This window comes from Acidovorax sp. KPB24-07, assembly GCF_057543315.1.
Genome location: NZ_BAAJYS010000063.1, coordinates 1 through 17,442 on the forward strand (window position 1 = coordinate 1; position 17,442 = coordinate 17,442).

15 protein-coding genes and 2 pseudogenes are annotated in these 17,442 nt (G+C 68.8%); 10 read left to right on the top strand and 7 right to left on the bottom strand.

What is annotated here, in order from left to right:
- Window positions 1–581: 581 nt before the first annotated feature.
- The 9 genes and pseudogenes from AC27IQ_RS09730 to AC27IQ_RS09770 all read left to right on the top strand — a co-directional run.
- Window positions 582–1,352, top strand: a pseudogene (locus AC27IQ_RS09730) (tetratricopeptide repeat protein); the annotation flags it as partial.
- On the top strand, window positions 1,335–2,894 hold the full coding sequence (locus AC27IQ_RS09735; RefSeq protein WP_487089349.1) for a hypothetical protein: 1,560 nt from the start codon (window positions 1,335–1,337) through the stop codon (window positions 2,892–2,894). The pseudogene AC27IQ_RS09730 and the gene AC27IQ_RS09735, both read left to right, overlap by 18 nt.
- 23 nt (window positions 2,895–2,917) lie before the next feature.
- Entirely contained in the window at window positions 2,918–3,469 is a 552-nt protein-coding gene (locus AC27IQ_RS09740) for a penicillin-binding protein activator LpoB (protein WP_284429940.1), read from the top strand.
- A 4-nt stretch (window positions 3,470–3,473) separates the two neighbouring features.
- Window positions 3,474–4,874, top strand: coding sequence for a PelD GGDEF domain-containing protein (locus AC27IQ_RS09745; RefSeq protein WP_487089343.1), 1,401 nt, complete (start codon window positions 3,474–3,476; stop codon window positions 4,872–4,874).
- Window positions 4,867–5,880, top strand: coding sequence for a tetratricopeptide repeat protein (locus AC27IQ_RS09750; protein ID WP_487089344.1), 1,014 nt, complete (start codon window positions 4,867–4,869; stop codon window positions 5,878–5,880). Before AC27IQ_RS09745 ends, AC27IQ_RS09750 begins: the two co-directional genes overlap by 8 nt.
- Complete coding sequence (gene pelF, locus AC27IQ_RS09755) at window positions 5,877–7,409, top strand: GT4 family glycosyltransferase PelF (RefSeq protein ID WP_284429937.1); 1,533 nt, start codon at window positions 5,877–5,879, stop codon at window positions 7,407–7,409. Before AC27IQ_RS09750 ends, pelF begins: the two co-directional genes overlap by 4 nt.
- Window positions 7,409–8,782 carry an exopolysaccharide Pel transporter PelG gene (pelG, locus tag AC27IQ_RS09760; protein WP_284396747.1) on the top strand — a complete coding sequence of 458 codons (1,374 nt, stop codon included), beginning with the start codon at window positions 7,409–7,411 and terminating at the stop codon, window positions 8,780–8,782. The genes pelF and pelG overlap by 1 nt, the downstream gene beginning before the upstream one ends.
- Window positions 8,783–8,851: 69 nt before the next feature.
- A complete protein-coding gene (locus AC27IQ_RS09765) occupies window positions 8,852–10,072 on the top strand; it encodes a spherulation-specific family 4 protein (protein ID WP_487089345.1) in 1,221 nt (406 codons plus the stop codon).
- An 85-nt stretch (window positions 10,073–10,157) separates the two neighbouring features.
- Window positions 10,158–11,363: a spherulation-specific family 4 protein gene (locus AC27IQ_RS09770; protein WP_317352573.1), complete on the top strand. Its 1,206-nt coding sequence runs from the start codon at window positions 10,158–10,160 to the stop codon at window positions 11,361–11,363.
- A gap of 171 nt (window positions 11,364–11,534) precedes the next feature.
- On the opposite strand, the pseudogene hisA reads toward AC27IQ_RS09770, so the two are convergent.
- The 7 genes and pseudogenes from hisA to AC27IQ_RS09805 all read right to left on the bottom strand — a co-directional run bounded on the left by hisA (window position 11,535) and on the right by AC27IQ_RS09805 (window position 17,005).
- A pseudogene (gene hisA, locus AC27IQ_RS09775) lies at window positions 11,535–12,280 on the bottom strand (1-(5-phosphoribosyl)-5-[(5-phosphoribosylamino)methylideneamino]imidazole-4-carboxamide isomerase).
- A gap of 57 nt (window positions 12,281–12,337) precedes the next feature.
- The gene (gene hisH / locus AC27IQ_RS09780) at window positions 12,338–13,006 is read right to left on the bottom strand and encodes an imidazole glycerol phosphate synthase subunit HisH (protein ID WP_284405133.1); all 669 of its coding nucleotides are present in this window, start codon (window positions 13,004–13,006) and stop codon (window positions 12,338–12,340) included.
- Between the two features lie 51 nt (window positions 13,007–13,057).
- A complete protein-coding gene (gene hisB, locus AC27IQ_RS09785; protein ID WP_284429934.1) occupies window positions 13,058–13,696 on the bottom strand; it encodes an imidazoleglycerol-phosphate dehydratase HisB in 639 nt (212 codons plus the stop codon).
- The gene (locus tag AC27IQ_RS09790) at window positions 13,693–14,823 is read right to left on the bottom strand and encodes a pyridoxal phosphate-dependent aminotransferase (RefSeq protein WP_487089346.1); all 1,131 of its coding nucleotides are present in this window, start codon (window positions 14,821–14,823) and stop codon (window positions 13,693–13,695) included. Before AC27IQ_RS09790 ends, hisB begins: the two co-directional genes overlap by 4 nt.
- On the bottom strand, window positions 14,820–15,272 hold the full coding sequence (locus AC27IQ_RS09795) for a PIN domain-containing protein (RefSeq protein WP_284429932.1): 453 nt from the start codon (window positions 15,270–15,272) through the stop codon (window positions 14,820–14,822). The genes AC27IQ_RS09790 and AC27IQ_RS09795 overlap by 4 nt, the downstream gene beginning before the upstream one ends.
- The gene (locus AC27IQ_RS09800; RefSeq protein ID WP_284396732.1) at window positions 15,269–15,493 is read right to left on the bottom strand and encodes a CopG family transcriptional regulator; all 225 of its coding nucleotides are present in this window, start codon (window positions 15,491–15,493) and stop codon (window positions 15,269–15,271) included. Before AC27IQ_RS09800 ends, AC27IQ_RS09795 begins: the two co-directional genes overlap by 4 nt.
- A 60-nt stretch (window positions 15,494–15,553) precedes the next feature.
- The gene (locus tag AC27IQ_RS09805; protein WP_487089347.1) at window positions 15,554–17,005 is read right to left on the bottom strand and encodes an aminotransferase-like domain-containing protein; all 1,452 of its coding nucleotides are present in this window, start codon (window positions 17,003–17,005) and stop codon (window positions 15,554–15,556) included.
- Window positions 17,006–17,157: 152 nt separating this feature from the next.
- Here AC27IQ_RS09805 and AC27IQ_RS09810 point away from each other — a divergent pair.
- On the top strand, window positions 17,158–17,442 hold a 285-nt coding region (locus AC27IQ_RS09810; RefSeq protein WP_487089348.1), incomplete at its 3' end, for a DUF2917 domain-containing protein.

Genomic DNA, 17,442 nt, shown 5'->3' on the forward strand with positions numbered 1-17,442 from the left:
CAGCAGCCTCCGCCGCACCGGCCGCGCGGCCCGCGCCGCGCAACGTGCCGCCGCCCGGCCTGCCTTTCGACGACAAGATCTACACGCTGGGCTACGAGGTCTTTCTCGAAAACCGCAAGCTGGACGACGCCTGGGCGCTGGCCAACGCCGCCGTGCAGCAGCAGCCGCAGGACCTGGCGTGGCGCGAGCGGCTGGCCCAGGTGTCCGAATGGACGCAGCGCCCCGCCCCGGCGCTGGAAAACTGGCTCTTCATCGCCCGGCAGACGCAGAAGGAAGCCGCTTGGCAGGCCGTGCTGCGCCTGGCGCCGGGCCAGTTCGACGACGGCGCGCTGGTGCTCGCCCTGCGCCACCAGTTGCGCAGCCGGCCCGACGACTTCAACCTGGTGCGCGCGCTGGTGGATGCCTACGAGCGCATCGGCGAGCCGCAGCCCGCCATCGACTACCTGAAGGACCACGCCAAGAGCCCGCAGGCGGTGGAACTGCTGGCCAACCTCGCCGAACGCGCGGGCCAGCCCACCCTCGCGCTCGACAACTGGCGCCGCCTGCTGGCCGACAAGGCCCAGGTGACGCCTGCCCGCGCCATGCGCGCGGCCATTCTCGCCCTCACCCACGGCCGGCCCGACGAAGGCCTGAAGTGGCTGGAGACGGCCCAGCAGCAGCAATTGCCCGCGCAGGACATGGAGACCGACTTCTGGCGGCTCACGGGCCAGCTGGCCGAAAGCCGCGAGCGCAATGACCTGGCCGTGCAGGCCTACCGGCGCCTGGTGGAAACCAAGGGCACGGACGTGTCGGACTTCGACGCCCTGGTGCGCCTGCTCATCACCGACCAGCCGCTGGAGGCCGCGCGCGTGTCCGTGCTGGCCTGGCAGCGGTTCGACGAGCCGCGCTACCTGGTCGAGGCCCTGGCGCTGTACTCGGGCCGCAGCCGGTGGGAGGCGTTCGGCCCCCTGCTCGCGCAGCTGGACGCGAGCCCCACGGCGACCCGGCGCTCGCTGGCGCGCTTGTGGCAGATTCCCGAGTTCCTGCGGCTGGCAGGCACCTACTACCATAACACCGGCAACCTGCCCGAGGCACGCCGGCACTTCGAAGCCGGCCTGCGGCTGAGCCCCGATTCGTCGGAAATGCGCCAGGCGCTGATGTGGCTGTTCATCGACAGCAACGATGCCGTCTCGCTGCGCACCCTGCTGGCCACGCAGGAGCGCAGCTGGGCACGCGACAGCGATGTGCACGATGCGCTGGCGGCGGCCTACCAGGCCCTGTCGCTGCCGCAGGTGGCGCTGGACCGCTACCTCACGCCGCACCTGCGGGAGCACCAGGACGACTTCCTGTGGCTCATGAACTACGCCGACGCGCTGGACCAGAACCAGCAGTCCGACCGCTCGTGGCGGCTGCGCCGCGAACTGCTGTCGCGCGAATGGAAGTCGGTGCGCAAGGGCGACGGCGGCGTGCGCCTCACGCCCGCGCAGGCGCGCCAGCGCTGGCTCACCGAAGAGGGCCTGGACCAGACCCGGCGCATCGCCCGTACCCGGCTGTTCCTCACGCAGCGGCCCGGCGACCCCTCGGTCGACGTGCTGCGTGAACTGCTGCGACTGGACCGCGACGCCCAGGGTGGCATGTCCAACGCGGCGGCCGAGACGGCCATCGGCTGGCTGCAGGACGCCGGCGAATACACGGCCGAGCGCGGCTTCCTGTGGCACCAGTACGCCCGCAGCCGCGGCGTGCGCAGCAACCGCCCGCTGTGGGCCGAGATCACGGTCGCGCTGGCCGAAGACGACAAGGCCGCCACGGGCCAGCTGCTGCAGGAGTTCGACGAACGCCTGCCCCGCTACGACCGCGTGAACGCGGCGCGCGCCGTGAACGACATCCGCCTCGCGCAGACCGCCGCCTTCGACGCCCAGCAGGATCAGCACGACGACCAGCCCCTGCACCTGCAGCTCACCGAAAGCCTGCTGGCCTTCAGCGACCACGCGGGCACGAAACTGCAGTTCCAGCAGCTGGGCGGCATGGACGAGAGCGAGGCCGACGCGGTGTTCCACATCGCCATCAGCCCGCGGCTGGCCATGGACGTGAACTTCATCAGCATCCGCCGGCACGCCACCAATGCCCTCGTGGTGCGCAACCCGCCCGACGAGCGTGCGCTGGACGTGCAGGTGCGCTGGCGCCATCCCGACGGCGAGACGATGTTCCGCGCCGGCCGCCGCGAGAGCTTTCTGGCCTACACGCCGCTGCAGGTCGAGCACGAGCAGCGCATCGACAACCGGCTGACCCTGCGCATGGAACTCGGCATGCAGCTGCCCAGCCAGGAAAGCCTGGCGCTGCGCATCGCCGGCATGAAGGACCGCGCCGGCGCCAGCCTGCGCTACCAGGCCACGCGGCAGGACCAGTTCACCATCGGCTATGCCGACGAGCGCTACACCCTGCAGACCGGCGCCTCGCTGGGCAGCGGCCGCCATACGTCGATCAACTACACGCACACCTACCGGCAGGAAACGCCGCTGCTGGAGTTCGGCGCGTTCTGGTCGCACCACGATTTTTCGCGGCGCGACCTGAGCACGCTCGCGCCGCGGGACCTGGAAGTGCGCCGCTACGTGCCCGTGAACGCCGGCCCGCTGGGGCAGGACTTTTTCCTGCCCGAGAGCTTCAGCTTCTATGGCCTGCAGGTGTCCACCAACATGCGCTACGAGCAGGAATACACGCGCGCCCTGCTGCCGTTCGCCACGGCCAGCCGCACCTGGCATAGCGTGCTCGGCCCGGGCTACGAACTGCGCCTGGGCATGGCCGGCAGCGTGCTCGGCGCCGACCACCTGGGCCTGAGCTGGGGCGTGGGCAAGTCGGGCCTGCAGCTGCAGGGCCTCACGCGCAGCCTGCTGTTCACCTACCGTCTCCATTTCTGATGTCGTCTCCAAAGGAATCCACCATGCAACACCACCGCACCCTGCTGCAACGCCTGCAAGTTTTCGCCGCCGGCGGCGCCCTGCTGCTGCTGGCCGCCTGCTCCACCATCGACCGGGGCGAGCCTCCGGCGCTGGAGCGCAATGCCACGTGGGTGGTGCTGCCGTTTGCCAACCACACCGAGACTCCGCTGGCCGGCAACCGCGCCGAAGCCATTGCGCAGGCCCTGCTGCATGCGCGCGGCGTGGGCCGCATCCAGCGCTATCCCACCACCACGCAGCAGGAAGCGCTGTTCGATGCGGGCGACGCCAAGCGCCAGCAGGAAGTGCTGGCCTGGGCACGCGAGCAACAAGCGAAATACGCCCTCACGGGGGCGGTGGACGAATGGCGCTACAAGGTCGGCGTGGACGGCGAGCCCGCCGCGGGCGTGACGCTGCAGATCATCGATGTGGCCTCCGGCGATACGATCTGGAGCGGCACTGGCGGCAAGAGCGGCTGGAGCCGCGAAGCCCTCTCCGGCGTGGCGCAGAAGCTGATCCGCGACCTGCTGGATTCCGGCCTGGCCCGAGCCCGCTGAAGCCATGGCATCAGAGACCCCCTCGTCGGCGGAGCAGCGGCGGCGCACCGTCGGCGCGGCCGCGCCCGAGCCGCCGGCCAAGCCGAGCGTGCGGCACCTGCCCACCAACCTGCTGGGCAAGCTGGCCGACACCGACACCCGTCCGGCCATCATGCTGGGCGAGACGCTGCTGCTGCCGATCATCGCGCTCGCGCTGGGCATGCTGCTGGAGCCCTTCGACCCGCTGTGGAGCGAGGCCGCGTTCCCCTGGTCCTGGCTGGCCCCCGTGATCGTGGCCCTGCGCTACGGCCCGCTGGCCGGGCTGGGCGGCGCCTGCGTGCTGCTGGCCGGCTGGCTGGCGCTCAACTTCGGGCACTACGACACCTTTCCGCAGATCTTCTTTCTCGGCGGCCTGATCCTCGTGATGCTGGTGGGCGAGTTCTCCAGCCTCTGGCAGGCGCGCACCCGCCGGGCCGAGAACGTGCAGCTGTATCTGGACCAGCGCCTGGAGCACCTGGTGCGCCAGTACTACCTGCTGCGCCTGTCGCACGACCGCCTGGAGCAGGAGCTGATCGGCCGGCCGATGTCCATGCGCGATGCGCTGTCCACGCTGCAGGCGCTGGGCGGCTCCGAAGAGGATGCGGCCCAGGGCGCGCAGACCCTGCTGCGGCTGCTGGCCCAGTACTGCCAGCTCGAATCCGCGGCGCTGTATGCCGCCACCGAAGACCGCATCGAAGCCCGGGCCGTGGCCCGCATCGGCAGCGGTGCCGAACTGGACGCGCGCGACCCGCTCGTGCAGCAGGCGCTGGAAACCCGCAAGCTCTGCCACGTGAGCCAGATGCTGGCGGACCAGCAGCAGACCCGCTACCTCGCCGCCGCGCCGCTGCTGGATCTAGGGGGCGAGATCTACGGGCTGCTGGTGATCGAGGACATGCCGTTCTTTTCGCTGCAGGCCGAGAACCTGCAGACCATCAACCTGCTGCTGGGCTACTACACCGACGGCCTGGCCATGCAGACAGTGGCCGCGCCGATCCTGAAGGAGCTGCCGGAGTGCCCCGCCGATTTCGCCTTCGAAGCGCAGCGCCTGGCCCACATCCGCGACACGGCCAAGGTGCCCAGCGTGATCGTGGCGCTGGAGTTCCTGCCGCGCGCCATCGAGGCCGGCCTTCCGGGCCAGATCGAGCGGCTGAAACGCGAATTGGACGAAAGCTGGCTCATCACCGGCAAGGAACGCCAGGTGCTGGCCATGCTGATGCCGCTGGGCGACAACGCCACCGCCGAGGGCTACATCAACCGCCTGGAGATCTGGTCAGGCCAAAAAAGCGGCAAACCGCTGGCCGAGGCCGGCGTTTTTCCGCACATCATCGCGCTGAACGGCGAGCCCCTGGCCGTGCTCCAGCGGCTCAACGGAATGGCCCATGCTTAACATCAAGTTCGCCATCTCCGCGCTGCTGCTGGAGATCGGCGCGTGGAGCGGGCCCGCGCTGCTCCAGGGCCACACGGATGCGGCCCTGTCGAGCTACCTGCTGGTGCACGCCCTGGCCTGCGTGATGCTGTCCTTCTTTCTGCTGCCCCTGCTGTCGGGCGAGCAGGCCAGGCCCCGCGCGCCGGTGCTGGGCCTGATGGCGGTGTTCAGCTATGCCGTGCCCATCGTCGGATTCATCGGGGTGATCGCCGCCGTGGTGGTACTGCGCATCTACCGCAGCCCTTCTTCGCAGGGCGACTTCGAATCGCTGCGGCTGCCGGAGTTCGATCGCCACCAGCGCATGCAGGGGAGCTTTCGCCAGTCCGGTTTGAGGTCCTTTTTGGGCAACAGCCAGGCCCCGATGCAGACGCGCATGCGCGCCATGGTGGCGCTGCAGCACGTGTCCGGCCGCATCGCCTCGCCCCTGCTGCGCACGGTGCTGAGCGATCCGAGCGAGGATTTGCGCCTGCTCGCCTACGGCATGCTGGACACCCTGGAAAAGCGCATCAACCGCACCATCGACAGCGAACTGGATGCGCTTCGCCTGGCCAAGGAAACCGAAGGCGAAGTGCCGGGGCCGCTCACCGTCGAATCGGCCTTCCGGCTGTCCGACCTGTATTGGGAGCTGGTCTATCAGGAGCTGGTGCAGGGCGACCTGCGCGACCACGCCGTGAAGGAATCGCTGCAGTATTGCGACCAGGTGCTGGCGCAGCAGCCGGACCATCCGCAACTGAACCTGCGCCGCGGCCGCCTGCTGCACCTGCTGGGCCGCGTGGACGAGGCCGAAGCCGCCTACGCGCTCGCCCGCAACTTGGGATTGCCCGCCACGCGCGTACTGCCCTACCAGGCCGAACTGTGCTTTGAGCGGCGTGACTTCGCGCAGACGCGCGAACTGGTGCAGCAGCTCAACCAATGGCGCGCGCTGCCCCGGCTGCGCCCCGTCCTCGACTACTGGAGTGCGCCATGACAGGGCCCAAAGCCAGCGAGGCAGACGTCGCCCTGCTACTGGAGGGCACCTTCCCCTATGTGAGCGGGGGCGTGTCGAGCTGGATCAACCAGATCATCCGCGCCTACCCGGAATACCGCTTTGCCATCGTCTTCCTGGGCAGCCGCCGCGAGGACTATTCCGCGTTCAAGTACGAGCTGCCGCCGAACGTCGTGCACTTCGAGGAGCACTACCTCTACGACCACCTGGGCGTGCGCACCCTGCCCGCACGGCGCAAGGGCAGCCGCGCGGCCCTGGACATGGTGCACACCCTGGTCGAGTCGTTCCGCACGGGCGACCGCAGCCCGCAGACGATGGCCGCGTTCCGCGAGATCACCCAGCAGATGCAGCCGGGCGGGCGCCTGCCGCTGGAGGATTTCCTCTACAGCGAGCGGGCCTGGGAAATCATCTGCAAGAGCTACCGCGACCATTGCACCGATCCGTCGTTCGTGGACTACTTCTGGACGGTGCGCATCATGTACCAGCCGCTGTGGACGCTGGCCCGCGTGGCGCAGCAGCTCATTCCGGTGCGCGTGGTGCATTGCGCCTCCACGGGCTACGCCGGCTTTCTCGGCGGGCTGATCGAGCAGGCGCGCGGTGTGCCGCTGATCCTGTCGGAGCACGGCATCTACACCAAGGAACGCAAGATCGACCTCTTCAAGAGCGAGTGGATCCGCGACAACCGCAACATCTTCCAGCGCGACCCGACCGAGCTGTCGTACTTCCGCCAGATGTGGATCCAGTTCTTCGAATGGCTGGGCTACTACTGCTACGCGGCGGCCGACCCGATCATCGCGCTGTACGAGACCAACCGGCTGCGGCAGGTGACCGATGGCGCCGAGGCATCGCGCACCTTCAACATCCCGAACGGCATCAACCTGGGCCGCTTCGCGCCGCTGCGCGACAAGCGTCCGGCCCAGGTGCCGCCAGTGCTGTGCCTCATCGGCCGCGTGGTGCCCATCAAGGACATCAAGACGTTCATCCGCGCCATGCGCCGCGTGGTCAACCAGCTGCCGCAGGCCGAGGGCTGGATCGCCGGCCCGACCGAGGAAGACCCGGCCTACGCGCAGGAATGCACGAACCTCGTGCGCAGCCTGGGGCTGGAGCAGAACATCCGCTTCCTGGGCTTTCAGCGCGTGGAAGACCTCATGCCGCGCATCGGGCTGGTGATCCTGTCGTCGATCAGCGAGGCGCTGCCCCTGGTGATCCTGGAGGGCTACGCCGCGGGCGTGCCCACCGTGTCCACCGACGTGGGCTCGTGCCGCCAGCTCATCGAAGGGCTGGACGATGAAGACAAGGCACTGGGCGCCTCGGGCAAGGTGGTGCCGATCGCCGACCCGCAGCGCCTGGCCGACGCTTCGCTGTCGCTGCTCAACGACCCCGCCGCCTGGGAGAGCGCCAGCCGGGCGGCCATTGCGCGCGTGGAGCGCTACTACACCGACACCATGATGTTCGACCGCTACCGCCGCGTGTATGAGACCGCGTTCCAGAAGACGGAGGGCCCCCGCTGATGGCTGGCATCGGATTCGAACTGCGCCGCATGCTGCGCAAGAACACGCTGGTGAGCCTGGTGCAGGCCTACGCCTATGCGGGCGTCATCGGCTCGGGCCCGTGGGTCTTCTCCATCGTGGGCATCCTGCTCATCGGTATCTTCAGCGCCAGCGTGGTGGTACCGGGCTTTCTGGTCACGCAGTTCCAGACCTCGGTCACCTACATGGTGGCGGGCAGCCTGATTCTCACGGGGCTGGTGCAGCTGGCTTTCACGCGCTTCGTGTCCGACCGGCTCTTCGAAAAGCGCAAGGACCTCATCCTGCCCAACCTGCACGGGCTGCTGCTGGTGGTGACGCTCGTGGCCGGTGCCCTGGGCACGATCGCGCTGTTCCTGCTGCTGCCCAACCTGGGGCTGGTGTACCGCATGCTGATGCTGGCAGGCTTCACCCTGATGTGCGACGTATGGGTGCTGACGGTGCTGCTGTCCGGCATGAAGCGGTACAAGGAGATCGTGGTGCTGTTCGGTCTGGCCTACGCGGTGATCGTGATCGGCTCGCTCTTCATGCGCCCCTGGGGCCTGGAGGGGCTGCTGACGGGCTTCGTGCTGGGCAACTACCTGCTGCTGGCCGGCATGTGGATCCTGGTGGTGCAGGAGTTCAACCCCAAGGGCCGGCTGATCGCGTTCGACTTCGCGGAGCGCAAGCTGCTGTATCCGTCGCTCGTGGCCATCGGGTTCCTCTACAACTTCGGGATCTGGATCGACAAGTTCATGTTCTGGTACTTCCCGCCGACGTCCCAGAACATCATCGGCGGGCTGCGCGCATCGCTCATCTACGACCTGCCGGTGTTCCTGGCCTACCTGTCCATCATTCCGGGCATGGCGGTGTTCCTGGTGCGCATCGAGACCGACTTCGTCGAGTACTACGACAAGTTCTACGACGCGGTGCGCAGCGGCGGCTCGCTCGAATACATCGAGGCCATGCGCGACGAGATGGTCTACTCGATCCAGCAAGGGCTGGGCGAGATCGGCAAGATCCAGACGCTGGCCATCCTGGTCACCTTCGTGGCCGGCCCGGCGCTGCTGGACGTGCTGGGCATCTCGCGGCTGTACCTGCCGCTGCTGCACGTGCAGGTGATCGGCGCGGGCCTGCAGGTGGGTCTGATGGCCATCCTGAACGTGTTCTTCTACCTGGACCAGCGCCGCATCGTGCTGCTGCTGTGCGTGCAGTTCGTGCTGCTGAACATCGCGCTCACCGGCTTCACGCTGTATGCCGGCGCGGCCCTGTATGGCTACGGCTTCGCGCTGTCCACGCTGCTCACGCTGTGCACCGGCATGTACCTGCTGTCGCGCCAACTCAACCGGCTGGAGTACGAAACCTTCATGCTGCAGTAGCCCGACTGGCGTTCGGTGGACAATGGCAAAAAACTGAAATCCATTCAGGCCAGAAAAAAGGGGGGTGCCATGCCGAACGCGATCCATCGTGCATTGCCGAGCCGCGCTGCACTGCGGCTGGTGCTGTGGTCGGCTTCCGGATTGCTCGCCGCAGGACTTGCCGGCTGCGGAGGCGGCGGCAGCGAACCTGCACCAGCCTCCGAGCAAAAAGCCGAAGCCGCCACGGCAGGTGCGCAGGCCGCCTTCGCCGCCCCGCTCGACCAGGATGTATTCGACGCCGGAGCCAGCGTGCCGGTCTCCCTCACGGTGCAGGCGGGGGTCGCCAGCGCCATCACTGACGGCGTGCCCGTCGATTTTTCCGCCACCTCGGGCGGCTTTGCGCCGCCGGTGGCCGCGCTGCGCGGCGGCGAGGCCGGCACCACCTTCACCCCCGCCGGGCTGGGGCGCCAGACCCTGACCGCTTCGGTGGCCTCGAGCGGCGACGCCGTGACCGCCTCGCGCATCCTTTACGTGCGCCCGGCCGCCGCCCCCATGGAAGTGCTGGTCCCCGCTTATTTCTACCCCTCGGCGGGCTCGCCCTGGGACGCCATGACCGCCGGCGCCAGCGCGTACCCCTCCGTCAGCGTCACGGCCATTCTCAACCCCAGCAATGGCGTCTTCACCCGCGCCAACCCCGAGTTCACGGCCGCCGCCACGGCCTTCGTGCAGGCGGGGGGCAAGCTGCTGGGCTATGTGTACACCGGCTACGGATCGCGCTCGATCAGCAAGGTCAAGGGCAACATCGACAAATATCTCAGCCTCTACGGTACCGGGCTGGTGAGCGGCTTTTTCATCGACGAGATGTCGTCCGCACCCGGCCGGATCAGCTACTACCGGCAGCTCTTCGACTACGTCAAGAGCAAAGGCGCCAGCTTGCGCGTGGTCGGCAACCCAGGCACCGTGCCCAACGCCGCCTATGCCGCCGTGGCCGATGCCCTGGTGACCTTCGAGAACCGCAACGCGGCCTTTGCCGACTACGATCCCCGCGCCAGCGGTGGCTGGCTCTACCAGATGGCCAACACGCGCCAGAACGCCCTGGTGCACGACGCGGCCGACTGCGCGGCCATGCAGGCCGCCGTGCGCGCTGCGGCCACGGCACGCGCGAACAGCGGCATCCTCTACGTCACCGACGACACGTTCGACCCCGACACGCAGGAAGGCAACCCCTGGGACACCCTGCCGACCTACTGGACCCGCCTGCTGGGCACCGTGGATGCCGTCAACCGGGGCGCCGCGCCGCCCACCTGTTGATCCACGGATCCGCACCCGGCACGCCGATTGCCTCCACCTTGTCCGACACCTCACCCTTCCCTTTCCCGCTGCAAAGGATATCCCCATGCCACGCATTCCCGCCCGCATCACCCTCGTTGCCCGCATCACCCGCTGGTGCGGCCTGTCCCTTGCCGCCTTGCTGGCCGCCTGCGGCGGTGGCGGTGGAGGGGGCTCCACCGACCCGACGACACCGGTGACCCCCACTCCGACCAGCATCGCCATCACCCTGAACGCTCCGCAAGCCGAGGCCGTGTTCAATGCGAATGCCGCCCTGGCCATCAGCGCGCGCGTCACGGTGAACGGCGCCGACGCGGCCGATGGCACGGCGGTGAACTTCTCCGCCCTGCCCGGCGCGTTCTCCACCACCAGCGCGACCCGCGCAGGCGTGGCGACCGCCACCCTGTCCGGCGCCGCGGCAGGCCGGCAGGAGATCAGCGCCACCACCAGCGTATCGGGCCAGTCGGTCACCGCCACGCGCGTGGTGTATCTGCGCCCGGCACCCGCGGCACTGGAGGTGCTGGTGCCTGCCTACTTCCACCCCTCGTCGGGCCAGGGCTGGACCCTGCTGGCCAGCGGTGCGGCGGCCAATCCGGCGGTGTCCATCACCGCGATCCTGAATCCCAACAACGGGGTGTTCACCACGGCGGAGGCCAGCTATGTGAGCGCCGTCAATGCGTTCGTTTCGGCGGGCGGCAAGGTGGTGGGCTATGTCTATACCGGCTACGGCACGGGCTCGCGGTCGCTGGCCAGCATCAAGGCCAACATCGACAACTACATCGCGCTGTTCGGGCGCGGGGCGATCAGCGGCATCTTCCTGGACGAAATGGCCTCCGAGACCACGCGGCTCGACTTCTACCGCGAGATCTACAGCTACATCAAGGCCAAGGACGCCAGCCTGCGCGTGATCGGCAACCCCGGCATGGTGCCTGCCGCCGGCTACGCCGCGGTGGCCGATGTGCTCGTCACCTTCGAAGGGCGCAACAGCACCTACGCCAGCTACGACCCGCGCACCGCGCCCTGGCTGTACACCCTGGCCAACAGCCGCCAAAGCTCGCTGGTGCACAACACCGCCACCTGTGCCGACATGCAGCAGGCCGTGCAGACGGCCGCCTCGGCCCGGTACAACGCCGGCCCCATCTACATGACGAACCTCGAATACGACCCGGTGGCGGATGTCGGCAACCCCTGGGACGCCCTGCCTTCGTACTGGACGAACCTGCTGCAGACCGTGTCCGCGGTGAACCAAGGGCGGGCCGTCACGGGCTGCTGATCCCGAAGCGCGCCTGGCGCCGGCGTTGCCTGGCGCTCGGTGGCAATCGCGTTGGATGAAAAGCCGCCGGACCGATGGTCCGGATCGCACGGCACCGGGGCTTGCAAGGACCGGCGCCTGAAAACCCGCCTCAGCCGCCGCAAGGCATCCTGAGGCGGCCGGAACCAGACGTCAGGCAGCGCCGTTCAATTCGTCCGCACGGGCCTGCGCCGCGGCGAAATCCAGGTCGCCGGAATAGATGGCGCGGCCGCAGATCACGCCTTCGATGCCTTCGCCTTCCACCGCGCACAGCTGCTCGATGTCGGCCATGTTGGCCAGGCCCCCCGAGGCGATGACCGGGATGGTGAGCGATTGCGCCAGCTTGACCGTGGCGTCGATGTTGATGCCCGAGAGCATGCCGTCGCGGCCGATGTCGGTGTAGATGATCGACTCCACGCCCCAGTCCTCGAACTTCTTGGCCAGATCGACCACCTCGTGGCCCGTGAGCTTGCTCCAGCCGTCGGTCGCGACCTTGCCGTCCTTGGCATCCAGGCCCACGATGATGTGGCCGCCGAAGGCGCTGCAGGCGTCTTTCAGGAACCCGGGGTTCTTCACGGCGGCGGTGCCGATGATCACGTAGCGCAGGCCGCCGTCGATGTACTTTTCGATCGTGTCCAGGTCGCGGATGCCGCCGCCGAGCTGCACGGGGATGTCGTCACCGACTTCCTTCAGGATGGACTTGATGGCCGTGTAGTTCTTGGGCGTGCCGGCGAAGGCGCCGTTCAGGTCCACCAGGTGCAGACGTCGCGCCCCGGCTTCCACCCACTTGCGGGCCATGGCGCCCGGGTCTCTCCGAAGGTGGTGGATTGGTCCATGTCACCTTGCTTGAGGCGCACGCAGTGTCCGTCCTTGAGGTCGATGGCGGGGATGAGCAGCATGATGGAAAGGCTAAGGATGTGCCAGGTCGGGCCGCAGGCCCGGCAAGGGGTTGAAGATCAGGGATTCCAGTGAAGGAAGTTGCGATAGAGCGCCAGGCCGTGCTCCGCGCTCTTTTCCGGATGGAATTGCGTGGCAAAAATATTATCGCGCGCAATCGCCGCTGCAAAGGGGCCGCCGTAATCGGCCTCGCCCGCGCAGTGCGCCGCATCCCGCGGGCGCGCATAGAAGCTGTGCACGAAATAGAAGTAGCTCTGGTCCGGCACGCCGGCCCACACCGGGTGCGCCGCGCCGCCATGGCGCACCTGGCCCACGCGGTTCCAGCCCATCTGGGGCACCTTGTAGCGGCTGCCGTCCGGCTGCTGGCGGCCGGCCAGGTCGAACTTGAGCACTTCGCCGTGGATGAGCGACAGGCCGGGCGTGTCGCCCTCGGCGCTGCGGTCCAGCAGCATCTGCATGCCCACGCACACGCCGAACATCGGCTTGGACGCAGCGGCCTCCAGCACCGACGCCTGCAGGCCCGATTCGCGCAGTTCGCTCATGCAGTCGGGCATGGCGCCCTGTCCCGGCAGCACCACGCGCTGCGCGGCGCGCACGTCCTCGGGCCGCGAGGTGACCACGACGGTCCAGCCGGTGCCCTCGGCGGCTGCCTGGACGGCCTGCGAGACGGAGCGCAGGTTGCCCATGCCGTAGTCCACGACGGCCACGGTTTTTGCTTCACTTTTCATAGCTGCTTGCGCATGTTGGATGAGCGCTGGAGGCCCATGGAGCCGAAAACCTCAGAGGGACCCTTTGGTGGAGGGAATGACACCGGCCGCACGGGGGTCGCGCTCCAGCGCTGCGCGCAGCGCGCGGGCGAAGGCCTTGAACACCGTCTCGCACTGGTGGTGGGCATTGATGCCCTTGATGTTGTCGATGTGCAGCGTGACGCCCGCGTGGTTCACGAAGCCCTGGAAAAATTCATACGTGAGCTGCGTGTCGAAGCCGCCGATGCTGCCCGCCGTGAACGGGATGTGCAGGTGCAGCCCCGGGCGGCCCGAGAAGTCGACCACCACGCGCGACAGCGCCTCGTCCAGCGGCACATAGGCATGGCCGTAGCGACGGATGCCCTTCTTGTCGCCCACGGCCCGCGCGAACGCCTGGCCGAGCGTGATGCCCACGTCTTCCACCGTGTGGTGGCCGTCGATGTGCAGATCGCCCTCGCATTCGATGCGCAGGTCGATCAGGCCGTGGCGCGCGATCTGGTCGAGCATGTGGTCGAAGAAGCCGATGCCCGTGGACAGGCGGGCTTCGCCCGTGCCGTCGAGGTTCACGCGCACGTGGATGCGGGTTTCCGCCGTGGTGCGGGACACCTCCGCGATGCGGTCGGCGTCGGGGCTGTCGGACAGGGCGGAAGGAACGAGTGCAGAAGAGGTCATAGGGAGGCCTGGAGCGCGGCGAGCATCTGGGCGTTGTCGGCCGCATTGCCGACCGTGAGGCGCAGGCAATTGGCCAGCAGTGGGTGCATTGTAGAAACGTTCTTGACGAGCACCTTGCGGGCCTTCATGCCCTCGTAGGTGCGGGCGGCATCGGCCACGCGCAGCAGCACCATGTTGGCTTCGCTGTCCCAGACCTTCTCGACGCCCGGCAGCACCCTCAGCGCAGCCAGCAGCGCGGCGCGCTCGTGCCGCAGTTCGGCCGCCTGGGCCGCGAACACGCCCGCATGCTCCAGGGCGAACAGCGCGGCCTCGCAGTTGAGCACGCTCACGTTGTAGGGCGGGCGCACCTTGTCGATCTCGGCCACCAGCGCGCTGGGCCCCATCAGGTAGCCCAGCCGCACGCCGGCCAGGCCGAACTTGCTGAGCGTGCGCATCAGCAGCACGTGCGCGTTGCGCCCGGGCTCGGCGCGCATGCGATCGATCCAGGTGCGGCTGGCGAAGGGCTGGTAGGCCTCATCCATGGCCACGATGCCACCTTGCGCGCCCGCGGCGTTGATGATGCGCTGCACCGCGCCTTCGTTCCACAGCGTGGCGGTGGGGTTGTTGGGGTAGGCGATGTAGGTGATGGCCGGGCGGTGCCGGGCGATGGCCGCGAGCATGGCCGGCTCGTCGAGCTCGAAGTCGGCCGTGAGCGGCACGCCGACGAAGTCCAGCCCCTGCAGCTGCGCGCTCAAGGGGTACATCACGAAGCCCGGCATGGGCGCGAGCAGCGTGGCGCGCTGGCCAGTGCCGGGCTGCGCGCAGGCCAGCGCCAGCAGCGTGATGAGTTCGTCGGAGCCGTTGCCCAGCACGATGGCGTGGCCGTCCGGCATGCCCACGTAGTCAGCCAGCGCGGCCTTCAGGTCGGCGATGCGGTCGCCGGGATAGCGGTTGAGCGCCAGCGCGCCCAGCCGCTCGCCCAGGGCCGCCTGCAGGTCCGCCGGCAGGCGGAACGGGTTTTCCATCGCGTCCATCTTGAGCAGGCCGGCCGAGGGCTGCACAGTGTAGGCGTGCATGGCGCGCACGTCAGGGCGGATGCGGTCGAGGGCGCTGGGCGGCGTGGCAGCGGGGGTGGCGGGGCTCGTCATTCGGCGGTGTCCAGTTCGTGGGGAGCGATGAGGAAGGGGTTGATGGGGCGCACGGCGTCCATGGGCTGGTCGTGCGGCAGCGCCTCGGTCAGCAGGTAGCGGCAGCCCTGCTGGTGCGCGGAGGAGAGAATGAGCGCATCCCAGTAGCCCAGGCCGTAGCGGTCCTGCAGATCCCACGCGCCGTCAACGGTGTAGGCGTCCAGGTGCGGCGGCTGCCACACCCGAAAGCGCCGCACCTGCGCGCGCACCTGCTGCAGCGTGTGCGGCCCCCGAAAGCGCTGGATGGCCTGGTTGTACAGCTCGTTGAGCACCTGCGAGCTGACGCGGCCGCTGCGTGTCTGCCAGCAGAACGTGAGCCATTCGCGCGCACGCGCCTGCCGGGCCGGATCGCGGTCGTCCACGCTGGACAGCAGCACTTCGGTGTCGACGAAGATCGGGGTCGTGCTCATCGCTGGAACAGGATTTCGCGCGGCACATAGGGCCCGTCGGAGGCGCCCCAGCTCTCGAAGCTCAACGCCTCTCGCATGGCCTGGGCATAGGCATCTTCCTGCCGCATCTTCTCGGCCAGCCATTCGCCCACCAGGCGCGAAACGCTGCTGCCGCGCTTGGCCGCTTCCACGCGCACCCACTCGGCCGCGGCGTCGTCCATGGTGATGGTCACGTTCTTCATGGGATAAATGTTACACGAACTTCGTGGAGCACGAAGTTCGTGTGATTTTCCTGTGCGGTCTCAAGCCACACGCATGGCGGCCGACCGCAGCATGCGGGTGGCCATCTCCCCCACCGTGCGCAAGCCCTGCAGGTGCGCGGGCGTCCAGTCGCCGCCCACGCCGATGCGCAGGCAGTTGCGAAACCGCCCGCTGGCGCTGAACACCGTGCCCGGTGCGATGAGCAGGCCCTCGGCCAGGCAAGCCTCGTGCAACAGCACCGAGTCGAGGGCGCGCGGCAACTCCAGCCACAGCAGCAGGCCGCCCGGGGGATCGCTGACGCGCGTGCCCGGCGGAAAATGCGCGGCGATCACACCGCGCACCGCGTCCATGCGGGCCGCGACCGCCGCGCGCAGTTGCCGCATCGATGCCGCATGGCCGGCCTGCGTGATGAGGTCGGCGAGCGCCAATTCCAGCACCGCCGACTGCCCGCCGGCCTGCAGGTCCTTGATGGCGCGCATCGCCTGGCTCCAGCGGCCCGCCTCCACCCAGCCCAGGCGCAGGCCCGGCGCCAGGGTCTTGGAAAACGAATCGCACAGCATGACGTGGCCGGTGGTGTCGTACGACTTGACCGTGCGGCGCAGCTCGTCCACTTCCACGAGGTCGTTGTAGATCGCGTCCTCGATCACGGCCATGCCGTGGCGCGCGGCCATGTGCGCCAGGCGCCGCCGCTCGGCCTGCGGCATGCAGCTGCCCAGCGGGTTGCTGAGTGTGGGCACCACCATCACGGCCTTGACGGGCTGCGTCTCCAGCGCCAGCTGCAGCGCGTCCAGCGACAGGCCGTGGCGCGGATGGGTGGGGATTTCGAGCGCGCGCAGGTGCAGCCCCTGCAGCACCTCCAGAAACGAGAAGTGCGTGGGCGACTCCAGCGCCACGATGTCGCCGGGCCGCGTGGCCGCCCGCAGGCACAGCACGATGCTGTCCATGCAGCCCCCGGTGATCACGATGTTCTCGGGGTCGAGGCTGCAGCCCAGCCCCACGGCATAGCGGGCGAGCGCGCGGCGCGCCTCCTCGTGGCCGGACGAGGACGGATAGGTGCACAGCAGGTGGCGGTGGCGCTGCGCCGCGCGGGTGACCGCGCGCCGCACCCGGTCGGGGTTGAAGAGTTCGGGCCCGGGCGTGCCGCTGCTGTACGACACCATGTCGGCCGGCTGATCGCGCCCCAGGATGCGCTGGCCCAGCCAGTCCACCGAAACCTCGCGCGCACGGCGCAGCGGGCGTGGCGTGGTCGGCTCGGGCAGGCTGGCGGGGCGCGCCGCGACGAAGAAGCCCGAGCGCGGGCGCGAGGTGATGAGGCGCGCATCCTCCAGCCAGTGGTAGGCCTGCACCACGGTGCTCTGGGCCACTGCCCGCTGGCGGGCCAGCTCGCGCACCGACGGCAGTTTTTCGCCCCGTGCCAGCGTGCCGTTGCGCACCAGCTCGGCCAGTTGCGCCGCGATCTGCAGATAAAGGGGCGTGGTGTCGGCGGCGTCCATCGTGCGATTCTGTACTGTCCAGCAATGGATGCAGCAGTACAGATGGGTGCCAACCGGTACCACACAGATGGCCCTGCGGCGCATCTGCACTGGCCGACATGGCGGGCGACTGTGGCTGGTGCGCCCTGGCACGCCCAAGCACAGTCGATCCCATGAACTCCCTGACGCACCCCACCCCGGCCGCCCGGCCCTCTTTGCCTGCCGCCGCCGTCCCATCGGCCACACACCGGACCCTGCGGCCGCTCGCACCCGTGCAGACCCTCGCCTGCCCGGCCCATCAGTCCGCCGTGCTGGAGGTGCTGCAGGGCTGCGCCTGGGTCACCTGCGATGGCTGCGAGGAAGACTATTTTCTGGCAGCCGGCGAGCGCCTGGACCTGCCCGGCCCCGCCACGCTGCGGGTGAGCGCCGAAGGCGCGCAGGCCGCGAGGCTGGCCTGG